The organism is Nitrospirillum amazonense (assembly GCF_007828035.1).
Taxonomy (GTDB): domain Bacteria; phylum Pseudomonadota; class Alphaproteobacteria; order Azospirillales; family Azospirillaceae; genus Nitrospirillum; species Nitrospirillum amazonense.
Window position 1 is genome coordinate 25856 of sequence record NZ_VITV01000019.1, and the last position, 17363, is coordinate 43218.

The 17363-nt window shown below is 68.5% G+C and carries 13 protein-coding genes and 1 tRNA gene; 4 read left to right on the forward strand and 10 right to left on the reverse strand.

All coding sequences use genetic code 11. The annotated features are described in order from the left end of the window. Positions 1-101: 101 nt before the first annotated feature. Positions 102-1028 (forward strand): formate dehydrogenase accessory protein FdhE, encoded by a 927-nt coding sequence (gene fdhE, locus FBZ87_RS28115; protein WP_145613884.1) that lies wholly within the window; start codon positions 102-104, stop codon positions 1026-1028. Between the two features lie 40 nt (positions 1029-1068). Here fdhE and FBZ87_RS28120 read toward each other — a convergent pair whose 3' ends face one another. Further along, on the reverse strand, positions 1069-2061 hold the full coding sequence (locus tag FBZ87_RS28120) for a zinc-dependent alcohol dehydrogenase family protein (RefSeq protein ID WP_145613885.1): 993 nt from the start codon (positions 2059-2061) through the stop codon (positions 1069-1071). A 121-nt stretch (positions 2062-2182) separates the two neighbouring features. Between FBZ87_RS28120 and FBZ87_RS28125 the strand changes: the two genes are divergently transcribed. Beyond that, on the forward strand, positions 2183-3103 hold the full coding sequence (locus tag FBZ87_RS28125; protein WP_246134649.1) for a LysR family transcriptional regulator: 921 nt from the start codon (positions 2183-2185) through the stop codon (positions 3101-3103). On the opposite strand, the gene FBZ87_RS28130 is transcribed toward FBZ87_RS28125, so the two are convergent. Beyond that, positions 3100-4170, reverse strand: a complete 1071-nt coding sequence (locus FBZ87_RS28130) for a permease (RefSeq protein WP_211107272.1) — start codon at positions 4168-4170, stop codon at positions 3100-3102. The two genes, FBZ87_RS28125 and FBZ87_RS28130, sit on opposite strands and share 4 nt — an antisense overlap. Positions 4171-4431: 261 nt before the next feature. On the opposite strand from FBZ87_RS28130, the gene selD reads away from it, so the two are divergent. Then, entirely contained in the window at positions 4432-5478 is a 1047-nt protein-coding gene (gene selD, locus FBZ87_RS28135) for a selenide, water dikinase SelD (protein ID WP_145613887.1), read from the forward strand. 24 nt (positions 5479-5502) lie between these two features. On the opposite strand, the gene FBZ87_RS28140 is transcribed toward selD, so the two are convergent. From FBZ87_RS28140 to FBZ87_RS28175, 8 genes are all read right to left on the reverse strand, one after another. Further along, positions 5503-6087 (reverse strand): hypothetical protein, encoded by a 585-nt coding sequence (locus tag FBZ87_RS28140; RefSeq protein WP_145613888.1) that lies wholly within the window; start codon positions 6085-6087, stop codon positions 5503-5505. 126 nt (positions 6088-6213) lie between these two features. Then, positions 6214-6309: transfer RNA gene (locus tag FBZ87_RS28145), tRNA-Sec, on the reverse strand. A 13-nt stretch (positions 6310-6322) separates the two neighbouring features. Next, positions 6323-8275 carry a selenocysteine-specific translation elongation factor gene (selB, locus tag FBZ87_RS28150; RefSeq protein ID WP_145613889.1) on the reverse strand — a complete coding sequence of 651 codons (1953 nt, stop codon included), beginning with the start codon at positions 8273-8275 and terminating at the stop codon, positions 6323-6325. After that, positions 8272-9648 (reverse strand): L-seryl-tRNA(Sec) selenium transferase, encoded by a 1377-nt coding sequence (gene selA, locus FBZ87_RS28155; RefSeq protein ID WP_211107274.1) that lies wholly within the window; start codon positions 9646-9648, stop codon positions 8272-8274. The genes selB and selA overlap by 4 nt, the downstream gene beginning before the upstream one ends. 116 nt (positions 9649-9764) lie before the next feature. Beyond that, positions 9765-10784 carry a hypothetical protein gene (locus FBZ87_RS28160; RefSeq protein WP_145613890.1) on the reverse strand — a complete coding sequence of 340 codons (1020 nt, stop codon included), beginning with the start codon at positions 10782-10784 and terminating at the stop codon, positions 9765-9767. A 406-nt stretch (positions 10785-11190) separates the two neighbouring features. Then, positions 11191-11925, reverse strand: coding sequence for a SapC family protein (locus FBZ87_RS28165; protein ID WP_145613891.1), 735 nt, complete (start codon positions 11923-11925; stop codon positions 11191-11193). A gap of 217 nt (positions 11926-12142) precedes the next feature. Continuing rightward, positions 12143-13471 (reverse strand): LLM class flavin-dependent oxidoreductase, encoded by a 1329-nt coding sequence (locus FBZ87_RS28170; protein ID WP_145613892.1) that lies wholly within the window; start codon positions 13469-13471, stop codon positions 12143-12145. A 144-nt stretch (positions 13472-13615) separates the two neighbouring features. Further along, positions 13616-16129 carry a TonB-dependent receptor plug domain-containing protein gene (locus FBZ87_RS28175; RefSeq protein ID WP_246134651.1) on the reverse strand — a complete coding sequence of 838 codons (2514 nt, stop codon included), beginning with the start codon at positions 16127-16129 and terminating at the stop codon, positions 13616-13618. 344 nt (positions 16130-16473) lie between these two features. Here FBZ87_RS28175 and FBZ87_RS28180 point away from each other — a divergent pair, with 344 nt between their 5' ends. Then, entirely contained in the window at positions 16474-17358 is an 885-nt protein-coding gene (locus tag FBZ87_RS28180; RefSeq protein ID WP_145613893.1) for a LysR substrate-binding domain-containing protein, read from the forward strand. Positions 17359-17363 lie beyond the last annotated feature (5 nt).

Sequence of the window (17363 nt, forward strand, 5' to 3'; positions counted from 1 at the left end):
TCAGGGCCTATGTATCAGGGGCGTGGTCCGTCGCCGGGCCGCGCCCCCATTCTTTCATGCTATGAGGGGTGGCGGAGCAGCCGCCCCAGGAGAGTCCGGTCATGAGACAGGGTGAAGTGGCGCCCAAGGCGCCGTGGATCGGCAACCCCCAGGGTGGGGTGACGGCGCCGGCCCCCATTATCCTGCCCGATCCGTCCACCCGCTTCGCCCGCACCTCCGGGCGGCTGGGCGTGCTGGCGGTCGACCATCCCATGGCCCAGTGGCTGGAGTTCCTGTGCGAGCTGTCGCAGGCCCAGCATGATGCGGCCGACATGATCGATGTGACCGCCCCGGACGCCGACGACGTGTCCACGGCCACCGACGCCGGTATGCCGCCCCTGGCCGCCGATGGCCATGAGCGCGACATCGTCTGGCGCGAGGCGCTGACTCTGATCCTGCGCCATTTCGACCGCCTGCCGGAGGTGCCGGACCTGGTGGCGTCCGTCATCGACAGCCTGAACGACATCGATGGCGACACGCTGGAATACCTGGCCAACGATTTCCTCAGCGGCAACGTCGCGCCTGAGGATGCCGGCCGCGCCGTCTTCATCGCGGCGGCCCTGCAGGTCTATTTCACCAAGCTGGCCGCCACCTTGGACGAGTCCCAGGTGCATCTGCTGCCGGAGCGCGGCCTGTGCCCCTGCTGCGGCTCCACCCCGGTGGCGGGCGTCATCACCGCTTCCGGCTCCACGCCCGGCGTGCGCTATCTCTATTGCTCCCTCTGCTCCACCGCTTGGAACCATGTACGGGCGGTGTGCATCACCTGCGGCCAGTCGGCCCACCTGTCGCTGAAAAGCGTGGAGGGGGAGAACGGTGCGGTTCAGGTGGAAACCTGCGACGACTGCCACACCTACGCGAAGATGCTGTACGTCGCCAAGGACCCCAAGCTGGACCCCTATGCCGACGATTTGGCCAGCCTGGGCCTGGACCTGATGGTGGCCGAGGTCGGCTGGCTGCGCCACGCGCCCAATCCGCTGCTGCTGGCGTAGGGAGAGACGGCCCCGGTTGATGAGATCGGGGCCGGTTCCCTCAGACCGTCACCACCAGCTTGCCGAACTGCTGGTTCGATTCCAGGTGGCGGTGGGCCGCCACGATGTCGTCGAAGCCGAAGCTGCGGTCGATGATGGGCTTCAGCGCGCCGGACTCCAGGCCATTGAGTACGAAGGCCTTCGCCGCCGCCAGCCGCGCGGGGTCGGTGGTGATCTCGTGGATCAGATATCCCCGCAGCGTCAGGCTCTTGCCCAGCACGGTGAACAGGGGGAAGGGCGTCGGCTCGGGGCTCAGGGCGCCGTACTCGATCAGGACGCCGCCCCGGGCCATGGCGGCGGTCAAAGGCGTGAAGATGGGGCCGCCGATGGGGTCGAACACCACGCGCACGCCCTCGGGCCCCGCGATCTCCGCCAGCCGCGCCTCCAAATCCTCCTCCGCCGATGCGACGACATGGGCGGCCCCGGCCTCCAGCAGGGCCTGGCGCTTGGCATGCGTGCGGGTGAAAGCGATGGGGGTGGCACCCACCATGCGGGCGATCTGGATGGCGGCCAGGCCCACGCTGCTGCTGGCCGCCGTGATGACGACGACATCGCCGGCCGCCAGCTTGGCCAAGTCGATCAGGGCGCCGTAGGCGGTGACGTACTGCATCCAGGTGGCGGCGGCCTCTTCCCAGCTGAGGGTGGCCGGGTGCTTCACCACCAGGTGCTGCGGGAAGTTCGCCAGTTCGGCATAAGCAGGCCATTCGATCTGCGAGGGCGGCGGCACCACGCTGACGGCATCGCCAACCTTGAGGCCTTCCACACCGGCGCCCAGGGCCGCCACCTCGCCGGCCGCCTCGAAGCCCAGGCCGCTGGGCCAGCTTTCCGGCGTCTCGATATAAGCGCCGGTGCGCAGCATGGACTCCGCCCGGTTCAGGCCCAGCGCCTTGACGCGGATCTGCACCTGCCCGACGCCGGGCGGCGGCACATCGGCCTCCTCGATACGCAGGACCTCGGGGCCGCCATGCTCATGAAAGCGGATAACGCGTGCCATGGTCATTCACTCCAAATCAATTGACAGGAATGAACATGAGCGTGACCGTCAGGCGGGATAAATGGGCTAGGATGCAGAACACTACGAACCAATGGTTTTCAATATGGACCGCTTGGGCAGCATGGCCGTCTTCGTCAAGGCGGTGGATCTGGGGTCTTTCGCCGCGGCCGCGTCGGCGCTGGGCCTGTCGGGCCCCATGGTGGGCAAGCACATCCGTTTCCTGGAGGAACGGCTGGGCGTGCGCCTGCTGAACCGCACCACGCGGCGACAGAGCCTGACGGATTTCGGCCGGGCTTATTACGAGCGCTGCCGCGTCGTGCTGGCGGAGGCGGACGCGGCCGACGCCCTGGCCGCCGACCAGTTAGGGGAGCCGCGCGGCCGTCTACGCGTGACCATGCCGGAACATTTCGGGCGCCGCTGCGTCGTGCCCGTGCTGCTGCAACTGGCGCGGCGCTATCCGGCGCTCGAGCTGGATTTGTCGCTGGGCGATCGCTTGGTCGATTTGGTGGAGGAGGGGTTCGATCTGGCCATCCGCACCGGCGGCCTGGCCGACCGCGCCGGCCTGATCGCCCGGCGCGTGGCGCGCCAGCGTATGGTGGTCTGCGCCGCCCCCGCCTATCTCTCGGCGCATGGCGCGCCGACGGATTTGGATGATTTGGCCCGGCATGAGGGCATCATCTACCGCCGCTCCGCCCGCATTCCGCAATGGCTGTTCCCGCGCGACGGGCGCCCGGCGGTGGAGGTGTTGCCCCGCCACCGCATCCAGCTGGACGATCTGGAGACCATCGCCGACTTGGCCGTGGCCGGCATGGGGCTGGCCTGGCTGCCCTCCTGGCTCATCCGCGAACAGCTGGCGTCAGGCGCGCTGGTGACGGTGCTGCCGGACCAGCCGGAGTATCTCTACGACGTCCATACCCTGTGGGTGCAGACGCCGCACCTGCCCCTGAAGGTGCGGGCGGCGGTGGATGCCCTGGCCGCCGCCCTGCCGGGTTACATGGGGCCGCGTTGCGACCCGGGGGGCGACCCGGGGGGCGAGGGCTAGAACAACGCCACCGCCAGATAGCCGCCGACGATGCCCAGCAGCACCACGCCGGCGATGACGGCGGCGAGCGCCTTCTGGGGGAAGGAGCGGTGCAGCATGGCAATGGAGGGCAGGCTGACGGGCGGCAGGGTCATCAGCAGGGCGCCGGCCGGCCCCACGCCCATGCCCAGCGACAGCATGGCCTGAATGATGGGAACCTCGCCCGCCGTGGGGATGACAAACAGCGTGCCGGCGATGGCGAAGGCGGCGATCCAGATGAACTGGTTGCCGATCTCCGGCCCGATGGCCGGGAACAGCCAGGCGCGGGCGGCGCCCAGGGCCAGGACGATGACGACGTATTCCGGGATCAGGCGCACGGCCATGCGGCCCAGGATTTTGAGCCAGCGGACGAAGGGGTTCTGCGCCTCCGCCTCCGCCTCCGCCTGCAGGGCCAGCAGGGCGGTCGCCTGATCGGGCATGGGGCTGACGCGGTTGGCCAGCAGGCCCAGGCCCAGCACCATCACCAGCCCCAGGGCCAGGCGCAGGCCCGTCCACTGCCAGCCCAGGACGAAGCCGATGAAGACCAGGGTGGCGGGGTTCAGCACGGTGTTGCCCAGCCAGAAGGCCATGGCCGCCCCCGGCGCCGCCTGCTGACGGCGCAGGCCCATGACCACCGGGGCGGCGCAGCAGGTGCACATCATGCCGGGCAGGGACAGCAGGCCGCCGGCCAGCACGCTGCCGAAGCCGGTGCGGCCCAGCAGGCGCGCCACCCAGGTGACGGGCAGTAGTGCCTGGATGGCGGAGCCCAGCAGCAGGCCCAGCACCATGGCCTGCCAGATGGCCTTGCCATAGGCCAGGGCATAGCCCACGGCCGCATCCCACGACGGGGCCGGGGCGGCTGCGTCGGTGCCCATCAGGATGGACTTGCCGATGGCGTGGTTGGCCGCCGCCGCGAAAGCGCGGGCGTAATAGGGCGACCATTTCACGTAGAACAGGCCGGCGATGGCGATCAGGGCGACGATGGCGATGCCCACCATGGGGTGGGGGCGTCCGGGGATGTGCGATGACTTCGCGGCGGTCAGGTCCATGGGGATGCGTCCGTGGCATAGGCTGGGGCACGCAGGGGGCGTGACGTCCCCCACGTCTTGGACCCGACCGGGCCACGGTTCGGCGTCGGGAGGCCGCTATCGCCACCCGATGGCGGGGGTCGCGGCGATAGGCATCCTCGATCGAACAACTGCGGTCTTAACGCCGCTTGCAAATAAGGGCAATGTCCTTATCTGCAATGCGGCCGGTTTGCCTGCAGACAATACAAAAATCGGTCTTCCATGCAATTGAAGGCGATAGAAATGTCCAATGACCCGATACGTTTGACCGATCTCGCCCATGGTGGGGGGTGCGGCTGCAAGCTGGCGCCGGCGGTGCTGCAGCAGCTGCTGGCGGGCCAACCGCAGACGGCCGGCTACGCCAACCTGCTGGTGGGGACGGAAACGGGGGACGACGCCGCCGTCTGGCAGCTGGACGATCGCCACTGCATCATCGCCACCACCGACTTTTTCATGCCGGTGGTGGACGATCCGCGCGACTTCGGCCGCATCGCCGCCACCAACGCCCTGTCCGACGTCTACGCCATGGGCGGCCGGCCCCTGTTCGCGCTGGCCATCCTGGGCATGCCGCTGGGCAAGCTGGCGCCCGAGGTGGTGCGGGAGATCTTGGCCGGCGGCGCCAGCATTTGCGCCGAGGCCGGCATTCCCGTGGCCGGCGGCCATTCGATCGATTCAGGGGAGCCCATCTACGGCCTGGCCGTCATCGGCGTCGCCCCGCCCCAGGCCATCCGCCGCAACGCCACGGCCAAGGCCGGCGACGCCCTGATCCTAACCAAGGGCCTGGGCGTGGGCGTCTATTCCGCCGCCTTCAAGAAGCAGAAGCTGGATGCCGCCGGCTACGCCGAGATGGTGGCCAGCACCACCTTGCTGAACCGCGTCGGCGCCACCCTGGCGCAAGATGCCGACGTGCACGCCATCACCGACGTCACCGGCTTCGGCTTGCTGGGCCACGGTCTGGAAATGGCGCGCGGCGCCGGGCTGACGCTGGCGCTGGAGTGGGACCGTCTGCCCTTCCTGTCGCAGGCGGTCCAGCTGGCGGAGGCGGGATTCATCACCGGCGCCTCCAACCGCAACTGGGCCAGCTATGGCGAGGAGACGCGCCTGCCCGCCGATCTCGCCCCCTGGCGCCGCGCCCTGCTGACCGACCCGCAGACCTCCGGCGGCCTGTTGGTCGCCGTGGCGCCGGGGCGGGCGGAGGAGATCTGCCGCCAGATCGTGGAGGCGGGGTATCCCATGGCGCGCATCATCGGGCGCGTGACGGAGGGGGAACCGGTGGTGCGGGTGGTGTAGGCCACGCCGTCACCAGCGCCCACTTCACCAACGCCAGCGGTCGATCTTCTCGATCGTGAACTCGCCCTCGCCGTTTTCGGAGCTGGTCTTCACGGCGTGGATGACATCGCCGTTGGCGCCGGTGATGCGCAGCTTCAACCAACCGGCCGGCCAGATGTGCTGAGGGCCCGGCACGATGACACGGCCGGGCCGGCTGCCGGCGCCATACGGGAAGATTGTGAACAGCCGGTCCTTCATGATCACCGGGTTTTCCGACTGGAACAGCACGGTGATGCCCACGCCATTTTCCTGGCGCATCGTGAACTGGAAACCGGGATTCGCGGTCAAGTCGGCAGGCGCCACATAGAATTGGGTAGGGTCGAAGATCGCCTCCACCTTGCGGACGCCGTTGGCCGACAGGCGCAAGTGCAGGCTGGCGTCGCCATCGATGCTGGGGCTGAAGGCGCCACCGCCGGCACCCGCTGGATTCTCGATGCGCGTGCCCGGCTGGCTGTTGCCCCGGCGGGGGAAGTCGGAGGTGAAGCGGGCGCTGTAGTCCTTCTCCACGGAACCGTAAATCTGAACCGGACCTTGTTCCTCGGGCGGCGGCACTGGCGTCTTGGATCGCATGATCATTGCTCCCCATGGTTTGGCGCCGGACGTGGGCGCCCTAAATGGGTATGCAATTTCCCGGGACGGCGCCATAGGGAACCACCTTATGGTGGTAAAAATTACCGACCGCTGACGGGAAAGCGGTGGCGGAAGGGAATGGGAGTCGAACCCACCCGGGACAGTCTCGCTGCCCCACCCGGATTTGAAGTCCGGACGCCCCACCAGGGGCGATTCCCTTCCATATAAACCAAACTCACAAAACCACAGGCGGCCCGAACAAGTCCAGCCGGTGCGGGTTGACGCGGCGCAGGTCACCCCGGCGCAGGGTGATGCCATGCCGGTCGAAGAAATCCAGGATCTGGATGGCGACCTTGCGGCCGTTGTCCATGCGGTCGCGGAAAGGGGCCACGACGAAGGCGCCGCCGGGGGCCTGCGCCGCCACGTCCACGGCGATGGCCACCATTTCGCGCACCGTGTCGCGCAGGAAGAAATGGTCGTGCGCCACCTGGTCGGCCCAGCCCATGCGACCGGCCAGCTTCAGGATGCGTCGCACCTCACCCTCATCCCGGCCGGTGTCGGCGGCGATGTCGCGCACCCGCGGCGGGCGGAAGCGTACCTCCCCGCTCAGCAGGGGGGCGAGGTCGGCCCACGCCGCCTCATCCGCCGGCGCCAGGCGTACGACATGCCCGGAGAGGCGGATGAAGGCGCCATCAAGCGCCACCAGGCACTGGGCCACGGCCTTGGCGATGGCGACGGCGAAGACGGGGGTGGGCAGGCGGGGCTGCACGGCCAGGCGCAGCTTCTCCCGCCCCATGCCCTGCAGGTCCGGGTTCTCGGCGTGATAGGCGGCCAGTGTTTCCGACAGATGAGCCAGGAAGGCGGCCCAGCGTTCCGCCGACAGGGCGGTGCGGGCCTCCCCGTGTTCCAGCACCACGAGGTCCAGCGCCGCGGCCAGCGCCTCCGCTGCGCCGTCGGGTAGGGCGTGGTCGCGGACGAAGGCGGTCAGGTCGGCATGGTGCGGCGGGATGGCCAGCAGGGCGGCGAGGGCGGCTTTGGGGTCCGGCAGGGCCAGGGCGATGCGCTGGGCCACACGCTCCGCCGTGCGCCGCCGGCGGGGCGGGGGGCGCAGGTCGATGAAGCGGCCGCCGCCAAGGGTGTGCTGGGCCGAGACGTCGCGGATGACGTAGCGGTCGCCCACGGCCGCCGCGATGGGCCGTTCCAGCACCAGTTGCACCTGCGTGGCTTCGCCACCCGCCAGCGCCTCTTCCGACAGCAGCACGACGCGGGCGCCCACCTCCGCCGCCGCGTGGTGCAGCCGTACCGGGAACCATTGCGGCAGCGGCTTGGCCCCCGCCTCGCGCGGCAGCAGGCGCAGGCTGGCGTCGATGCGGTCGGTGGGGGCGTGCAATGCTGGGGCCAGCACCATGTCGCCCCGGTGCAAGGCTTCCTTGGTGATGTCGGGGCCGGCCAGGTTCAGGGCGCAGCGGTCGCCGGCCCGGCCTTCCTCCGCCACTGCGTTCTGCGCGTGCAGCGAGCGAACCCGGGCCGGCAAGCCGGATGGGCTGACCGTCACGCTGTCGCCTACACGTACCCGGCCGGACAGCACCGTGCCCGTCACCACCACGCCCACGCCGGTCAGGGTGAAGGCGCGGTCGATGGCCAGGCGGAAGGCGCCGGGGTCAGCCGCCGTTTTCGCCATCGCCTGGGCGCGGGCCTCCCCCTCCAGCCGCTGGCGCAACGCATCGATGCCGGTGCCGCTGAGGGCGGAGACGGGCAGGATGTCGGCGCCGTCCAGGCTGGTGCCCGCCAGCGCCGCCCTGATTTCCGCCGTCACCGCCGCTAGGCGGTCGGGCGGGGCGAGGTCTGCCTTGGTCAGGGCCACCAGGCCGTGGCGGATACCCAGCAGGTCGATGATGGCCAGATGCTCGCGCGTCTGCGGCATGACGCCGTCGTCGGTCGCCACCACCAGCAGCGCGTAGTCGATGCCGCTGGCGCCGGCCACCATGGTGTGGACGAAGCGCTCATGCCCCGGCACATCGACGAAGCCCAGGGTGGGCCCGTCCTGAAGCGGCAGGTAGGCGAAGCCCAGGTCGATGGTGATGCCCCGGGCCTTCTCCTCCTTCAGCCGGTCGCCATCGACGCCCGTCAGCGCCCGGACCAGGGCTGTCTTGCCGTGGTCGATATGGCCGGCGGTGCCGATGATCATGGCAGCATGAGCCCTTGGAGCGTGGTGATGAAGGCGTCCTCATCACGCAGGCAGCGCAGGTCCAGGATCAGGCGCCCATCCTCGATGCGGCCAATTACCGGCTGATACAGGACGCGCAACGCCACCGCCAACTGGTTGAGGGCCGTCCCGGTGCCGCGTACCGCCAGGCCGGCGCTGCGCAAGGTGTCCAACGGCAAAGCGCCGGAGCCGATCTGACTGTCGCAGTCGCAGACCTCGACGGCGTAGTCTTCGGTCAGGACCGCAGCCAGCACGGGCGCCAGACGCCGGGCCTGCTCCGCAATCTCGCCTTGGGGGCGGGACAGCAGGGCCAGGGTGGGTAGGCGCTGGGCCAGGCGGTCGGGGTCGCGGTACAGCTTCAGCGTCGCCTCGATGGCGGCCAGCCGCACCTTGTCCACCCGCAGGGCCCGCTTCATGGGGTTGCGGTTGAGGGCCTGGATCAGGTCGCGGCGGCCGACGATGAAGCCGGCCTGCGGCCCGCCCAGCAGCTTGTCGCCGGAGAAGGTGACCAGATCCGCCCCCTCCGCCACCGCCTCGCGCACCGTGGGTTCGCGCTTCAGACCATAGGCGGACAGGTCCACCAAGGTGCCCGACCCGAGGTCGTTCACCAAGGGTACCCCGACGTCATGGGCGATGCCGGCCAGTTCGGGCGCCAACACCTCCTTGGTGAAGCCCTGGATGCGGTAGTTGCTGGTGTGGACCTTCAGAATAACGCCGGTCTCGGGCGACAGCGCACCCTTGTAGTCCTTGGCGTGGGTGCGGTTGGTGGTGCCGACCTCCACCAGGCGGGCGCCGGCCTGGGCCATGATGTCGGGCATGCGGAAGGCGCCGCCGATCTCGATCAGCTCTCCCCGCGACACGATGGCGTCGCGGCCGCGTGCCAGGGTGTTCAGCACCAGCAGCACGGCGGCGGCATTGTTGTTGACGACGGTAGCGTCCTCCGCCCCGGTGAGTTCGCACAACAGGGCGCGGACATGGTCGTCCCGCTCGCCGCGCTTGCCGTCTTCCAGGTCGAATTCCAGGGCCACCGGGTCGCCCATGGCGGCCAGGGCCGCGTCCATGGCCTCCCGCGCCAGCAGGGCGCGGCCCAGGTTGGTGTGCAGCACCGTGCCCGTCAGGTTGAACAGGGGGCGCAGGTTGGACCGGCCGGTATCCTCCAGCCGGGCCCCCGCCAGGGCGGCCACGGCGTCGGCATCCGGCACAGTGTCGCCGCCGGACAGCAGGGCGGCCCGGGCCTCGGCCAGCACGGCGCGGATGGCGTCCGTCGCCGCCGTCCGGCCGTGGCGGTCCAGCAGGGGGGATGCGGCGGGGTGGGAAAGGACGGCGCTGATGGACGGCAGATCGCGGAGGTGCACGGGGACAGGGCACTTTCGTTGGGGTGTTCCCCCTTTTGGCACATTTAAGAATTTGGTCAATCCCACCGAAAACAAGCGCGCCGCCAAGCCATACCTAGGTATGGGCGCCTTAGGCCCTAAAACGCCAGGCCCAGACCGATGGTCCAGCCGCGCACGCCGTTGCCGATGATGGCCGACCCGCGCAGCGTCACGCCCTCGATGCCATAGCCCAGGTGGGGCGTCACCACCTCCAGCCCGCCGCCCACTTCCAGGAACTTGTCGAAGCCTAGGAAATCCTGCTGCGACCCGATCAGGATGTTGCCCCGGCTGAAGGCGATCCAGCGGAGGTCGTCGGCGAACAGATGGCCCAGCGGGCCGTCCAGCTGGGCGTTGACGGTGGCGAAGCCGAAGCTGCCGGTGGATTTCAAGGACGGGTCGCTGACGCGGCTGGGGATGTCGGCGAACTCGCTGAAGCGGCCCATCAGGTGCAGGCGCAGGCCGTCGGCCAGGGCGCGCTCGTGCAGCACTTCCACCCCGCCGCCGGCCAGGAAGCTGTCGATGCGCATGCTGGTCAGGATGCCGCCCGTGCTCTCCCGCAACAGGTCGGCATTGGGGCCGGCGAATTCCCCGCTGCCGCGAATGCGGGTGTAGCCGCCCAGGGCGACCGGCCGGACGGAGGTGGAACCGCCGATCGGGATGTCCAGGCCGAAGCCGCCCAAGGCGGAATAGGACTTGTAGTTTTCCTTCACCACGTCCGGCGCGCCGGTATCGGCGCCCAAGGCCGTCTGATGCCAGGCCGTCTCATAGCCCAGCGTCACCTCCAGGTAGGGGGCGACGCTGTCGGTGTCGTCCTTGTCGCGGAAGCTGTGGGTGATGGGCAGCTTGTAGCCGTGCAGCGTGATCTCATTGCTGCTGTAGCGGGCGGCGCTGGCGTCGGGCGTGCCGCCGAAGACGCCCAGGGTTTCGAAGCCGTGGCCGATGTCCTCCGCCTTCAGCTGGTCGCGCACCGCGTCGCGTATGGCCTCGGCGCTGACGCCCGAGGTCGTGGTCTGCGCCCGCGCCGCGGGGGGAAATAAAGCGGGGACCAGGGCGGTCGTCAAGGCGGCCGCCAGGGTCGTGCGCCGCCAGGGTGAAAACAGTCCACGCCGATTTTCCATACGCATCGATCCCTGTCTGCCGCCATGCCTGCTAGGGAAATGCCACGCACCCGCCCGCCGGCAAGTTGCCAAGAGGAATAACTGTAAAATATTGTGAAATATATTTTATTGACGCAAACGACCGGCAATGTTTGAAATCATCCAACGGCGCGGGTTGGACGGATGAGGTTGGAAATGACGGCGATGGCGAAGGTCGAGCAACGGGCCCAGATGTGGGGTGAGGCGTGCCTGCCCTTGGTGGCGCTGCTGTATCTCATGCTGCTGGGCGTGCTGTATGGCGGCGCGCCGATGTGACGCCCGCGTGGACTTGATTGTCCGCGCCCAGCTTGTGGAATATGCCCGGATATGAAAACGGCGGCCTGGGATGACCCGGGCCGCCGTTTCAATTAAGGCTTAAGGCGCTGCGTCAGTTGGTCGCCGGGCGCAGCGAGGTGCGGTCCACCAGGCCGGCCCAGTTGCTGACCGAGATGAAGTGGGCGTAGGCCAAAGCCAGCCAGCCGCGCTCGCGCCAGCGCTGGAAGTCCTCGGCCGGCAGCTGGTTGAACCGGGCTTCATCGATGACCTTGAAGCCGGCCAGGCTCAGCTTCTGGCCGTCCTTCAGGGTGACGTCGGCGCGGTTCTCCACCAGCAGGTCGGCCTTGATCAGGGCCTCCACGAACTCGGTGGTGGCGTTGTAGTGGCCTTGGTAGTCGCTGCAGAAGGCCAGGGCGTTGCGGGTCACCTCGGTGGGCTGACCGCCCTCGAACAGCTTGTTGGGGCCGCCGTGGCTGAGGCTGGAGGCGGCCTCGTCGATGCACAGGGTGAATTCCGCCTTCTCGCGGTTTTCCAGGAAGATGAAGGGGTAGCGGCGGACATAGGCCGGGATGTAGGCACCGGATTCCCAGGTGCCGTCGGCGTCCACGAACAGGTTCTCGCCATTGCGCAAGCCCAGCAGCGCCACGGCCTGGGGCGGGGCACCGTCCAGGAACAGGATGGGGTAGTGCTTGCAGGCGAGCGTGAACTCCGCCGCGATCACGGGCACGGAGTTGGAGCCGGCAGCGAACTGGTAGCCGGCGGCGGGGGCCAGCGACAGGTCGCCGTCTCGCTCCGCGGCCAGGGGGCGGGGGCGCTGGTAGAAGGCGGGAAGGGTCTGCGTGCTCATCTCTGTTCCAAGTCCCGGATCAATTGGGGTTATGAGTTATGCTGCCGTTGCCTGCGCCGCTGGCGGCCAGAGCCTGGCAATCTTGAAGTTAGTGGTGCCGCGCCCGCCCGTGGTCAACGTCGGGGATGGGGTAATGCCCATCCCCGCACGCTACCACCGATGGCGGGGGGAAGGGCACCGCCATTCATTCCCCCAATTGGACATGGCTCGCCAGGCCTTATTCCGCCACCTGCGCCAGCCGTCCGCTGTACCGGTTGGCGGGGATGGGCAGGCCGAGGTGGCCGCGCAGGGTGCCGGCCGTATAATCGGCCCGGAACAGGCCCCGGCGTTGCAGGATGGGCACCACCTTGTCCGTGAACTGGGCAAAGGCCCCGGGCTTGGTGACATGGATGTTGAAGCCGTCGGCCGCGCGCCCGGTGAACCAGCGTTCGATCTCGTCGGCCACCGCCTCCGGCGTGCCGACGAAGCCGGAGCGCCAGCGGCCGAAACGCCACGCCGCCTCACGCAGGGTCAGGCTTTCCTCCCGTGCGGTCCTGATGATGCGCTCCGCATGGCCCTTGTAGCCGTTCAGGCTGACATGGCTGAGGTCGGGGAAGGGCGCGTCCAGGTCGTACTGCCGGAAATCATGGTAGTTGAAGGGCCGTCCCAGCTGGACCAGCAGCTTGTCCAAATCCAGTTCCGCCTCGTGCGCTGCGGCCAGGCGATCCGCCTCCTCCTGTGTGTCGGCGATGGTGACGGTCAGGCCGGGCAGGACGACGATATGGTCGGGGTTGCGCCCCTGGGCGGCGGCGCGCGCCTTCAGGTCGGCGTAATAGGCCTGGGCCGCCTCGAACCCGTCGGCGCTGGCGAAGGTGGCGTCGGCGATGGTGGCACCCAGGTTGCGGCCGGCGTCGCTGTCGCCCGCCTGGAAGATGACCGGCTGGCCCTGCGGGCTGCGGGTCAGGGCCAGAGGCCCGGCAACGGAGAAGAAGCGGCCCTTGTGGTTCAGCGCATGCTGCTTGGTCTTGTCCAGGAACACGCCCGCCGCCTTGTCGCGGGGGAAGGCGTCGTCCTCATAGCTGTCCCACAGGCCCTGGACGACCGATACGAACTCCCGGGCGCGCTGGTAGCGTTCCGCATGGTCGAGGTGGTGGTCCCGGCCGTAGTTGCGGGCGGCGCCTTCCAGCCCGGTGGTCACCACGTTCCAGCCGGCGCGTCCGCGGCTGATGGTGTCCAGGGAGCCGAACTGGCGGGCGACGTTGTACGGCTCCCAGTATGAGGTGGTCAGCGTGCCCACCAGCCCGATGTGGCTGGTGGAGACGGCCAGGGCCGACAGCAGGGTTAGCGGCTCCAGCCGGTTCAGGAAATGGGGGGCGCTGTCGGGCGTGATGTAGGGGCTGTCGACGATGAAGACCAGGTCGAACTTGGCGGCCTCCGCCTTGCGGGCGGCGTTGATATACCAGTTGATGTCGATGCTGGCGTCGCCGGGCAGGTCGGGGTCGCGCCAATCGTCGTGGCTGGTGCCGACGCCGGCCAGGATGGCGCCCAGGTGCAGGGAATGGGTCATGGTGCGTGTCTCCAGTCGGCGGCCGGGCTGGCCGCCGGTTGATCGGTTCGGGATGGGGCTATCTCAGGGAAAGTCTAGCGCCGCCAGGCCGCCGGGAAATTTTGGAAATCGTGCAGCGACTGTTTGGCGGCGCTGAAGGATGGCTCAGAACTTCACCGACACGCGGCTGTAGTAATAACCGCCGGTGATGCCGAAGGGCGAGAACAGGCCGTACTTGTTCAGGCCGGTCTTGGCGTCGACGATGCCGATGGCGTCGGGATAGACGTCGAACAGGTTGTTGGCGCCCAGGCTGACGCTGATGCGGTCGGTCAGGTCCACGCCCACGTCCAGGTCGGTGATCCATTTGGCGCCGAAGGTGCGGTCGTTGGCGGCCACCGTGCCGGCCTCGGTATAGCTGCCGTAGCGGGTGAGGCGCGTGTCGACATGCAGGCGGTCCCAGTGCCAGTTGGCGGACAGGATGGCCTTGCCGCGCGGCGTGCCGTCGGTCAGGTCCGCCTGGCGCTGCCGGTCGAACAGGGCATAGCCCAGGCTGGACAGCTGGGTCGGTGTCGGCTTGATGTGGGTGATATAGGTGCGCGTCCAGCTGTAGGCGGCACCCAGCCGGACGTCGCCGGCGTCGCCCAGATCGACCAGGTAGTTGGCCACGGCGTCCACCCCCTCCGTCCGGGTATCGACGGCATTGGTGTAGTACTGCGCCGACAGGCCGGGGGCGAAGCCGGCCCGCTGCAGGATGGCGGAGACGGCGTTGCCGGTCAGCAACCCGGTCTCGACGATGCGATCCTTGATGTCGATGCGGTAGGCGTCCAGCGTCAGCTGCAGGTTATGCACCGGCTCCGCGGTCACGCCGACGCTGTAGTTGGTGGACGTCTCGGGCGTCAGCGGCGTGGCGCCCAGGGCCTTGGCCTCGCCCGAGGTCGCCGGCAGCACCTTGATGGGCAGGGTGATGTAATTGCCGGCGGCGTCCACCGTGCCGGTGAAGGTGGAGGAGGCGTAGATGGTCTGTGCCAGCGAGGGCGCGCGGAAGCCGTTGCTGATCGTGCCGCGCAAGGCGTAGCCGGGCGCCAGTTCATAGCGCGTGGCGAGCTTGCCGCTGGCGGTGTCGCCCACGGCGCCGGTGTAATGCTCCACCCGGCCGGCGGCGTCCAGCGACCAGGCGGGCGTCAGGTTGGTGGCCAGGTCGATGTAGGCCGCACCGTTGTTCCGGGCGATGGCCCCGCTGTCGGCGGGCGAGGTGCCGGTGTAGGACGCCAGGCCCGGCTGCGGATGCTGTCCGGCGTAGTAGCCGCTGGGAATGACGTAGCTTCCGATGATGTAGCTGGCCGGATCGCCGGGATCGATCTCGTAACGCTCATACCGATGTTCCAGGCCCCAGGCCACGGTCACGGGGGCGGGCAGGCCCAGATTCAGGGCCCGGCTGACGTCCAGGTCGGTGGTCACCTGGTCGAAGATCTGGTCGGCCAGGTGGAAATAGGTGGGGCTGGTGGGCCCCAAGGTGGCGTTCAGCGTGTTTTCGCCATCCAGCTTGGCATTGTCGCGGCCGTAGGTGGTGCTGAGGTCCCAGGACCAGGACGCGATCTCGCCCCGCCCGCCGACCGTGGTCTGGAAGTCCGTTTCCCAAATGCGGCGCAGGGCGTTGAAACCGTTGGGATAAACCTCGGCCAGGGAGTTGATGTTGTTGGGCAGGAAGCTGCCGGTGTTCTTGCGTGAGCGGCGCTTTGACACGGTGCTGAAGGAATAGAGCGTGACGTCGTCACCAACCGGAAGCTCGGCGTTGTACGATCCGCTGTAGATCGTCTCCTGCCCTGGGCCATAGCTGTTGCCGTAGAAGGTGCGGTCGGCCGTGGCCTCGCGCGGGTCGCGGGCGCCATTGGCCAGGGGATTGTACAGGTTGGCCACGCTGGTGGGCGCGGCGCGGCTGGCCGACTGGTTGTCCTTGTAGTCGGCGGACAGGTTGAGAAAGCCTTGCCGGGGCAGGTCCAGCCCGTAATTGGCGGCGACGTGCTTGGTGAAGCCGTCACCGCCATAGTTCTGGCCCAGGCTGCTTTCCACACTACCGCCCTCAGGTGCCTTCTTCAGGATGACGTTGATGACGCCGGCGATGGCGTCGGAGCCGTACTGGGCGGCGGCGCCGTCGCGCAGCACCTCGATATGGTCGATGGCCCCCACGGGGATGAGGTCCAGGTCCACCGGTACGCCGCCGTTGGCGATACGTGCCAGATTGTTGATCAGCGCCGTATTGTGCCGGCGCTTTCCGTTGACCAGCACCAGCGCCTGGTCGCCGTTCAGGCCGCGCATGGTGGTGGAGCGCACGGTCCAGCTGGTGCCGCCGCCGTTCACGCCCGGCAGGTTGAAGGACGGCACCAACTGGTTCAGCAGTTCCTTCAGGCCGACCTTGCCCGTTTCCGCCAAAGCCGCCGAGCCGACGACATCGATGGGGGAGGGGCTGTCGATGGCCGCCCGGCTGCCGCCGCGCAGGCCGGTCACCACCGTTTCCTGCACCGCGTCCAATTCCACACTATCGCTGGCCGGGGCTCCGGTGGTTGTGGTCGCCGGGCCGGCCGGTTCCGCCGCGTGCACCGTGGTGGCCACGGCGGGCAGGGCCAGCGCGGTGGCCAGCAGCAGAATCTTGTGACGGCTCAGAATAGCGGCGGCATGCATGTAAAACCCCCTTGGGCCCGACTTGGCACGCCTGCCGGGCTTCCCCGATGTTGAATAAAGCGTTGGGTTTTTAGACAGGCCGCCGCCCTGGCCCGTAAATCGACTTATCCTTGAGGATTTGATGAGGGCACTAAATTGGTAGTCAGGCCGCGCATCATTGCGACGGGCTGCACAGGGTGAAGCCTTGGAAAGGCTGGATTCTTATAACACGGTAAATAAGTGTTAAATTCAGAGCTATGCGATATATTGTACATCGCCATGCTGCGGACTCGGCTTGCTGTCTTGCGTTCCGGCATGTGTAATTGGGATCAATGAGAACCCATGGACAGTGAGGACCGTGCCCCATGCCCCCCAATCTGCCCACTGAGCTGCTGCGCACCTTCGTCGCCATCGTTGACGCCGGCACCCTGCAGAAGGCGACGGAGCGCATCTTCCTGACGCAGTCCGCCCTCAGCCTGCAGATCAAGCGGCTGGAGGACCTGTTGCAGACGCAGCTGTTCCTGCGCGAGGGGCGGCGCCTGACGCTGGCGCCGGCGGGGGTGACCTTGCTGGGTTTCGCCCGCAAGATCCTGGAAATGAACGAGCAGGCGGTCAGCGCCGTCACCGCCGGCGCCTTCGCCGGGCCGGTGCGGGTGGGCATGGTGCAGGACATGACCGATACGCTGCTGACCGGGGTGCTGGCCAGCTACGCCCAGATCCATCCCCAGGCGCAATTGCATGCCCGCATCGCCGGGACGGCCGAGCTGCTGGAGCAGATGACGGCCGACCGGCTGGATGTGGTGGCGGGCTTCGGCCCCGCGGGGGACCCCAACGGAGTGCTGACGGTGCCGGTGCGCTGGATGGGCAATCCGGAACTGTTGAGCGCCGACGTGCTGCCCTTGGTGGTGCTGGAAACGCCCTGCCGCTTCCGCGAAGCGGCGCTGGCGGCCCTGGACCGCATTGGCCGGCCCCACCGCATCGTGGTGGAAACGCCCAACCTGTCCAGCCTGCGTGCCGCCGTGCGCGCCGGCCTGGGCCTGACCTGCCGCGCCATGGCTTTCGACCCGCTGCCGCCCCTGCCGCTGGGCGTGCTGCCGCCCCTGGCCCCCGTCAGCGTCGTCCTGGCCCACCGCCCCAATCCGTCCGAGTCCATCACCAGCCTGATCAGCCTGGTGCATCAGGCGATCAGCGCCCAGGGCGCCGGGGACGACGGCGGTGAGGAGGGTGAGCCGCGGGCCAACGCGGCGTGAGGATG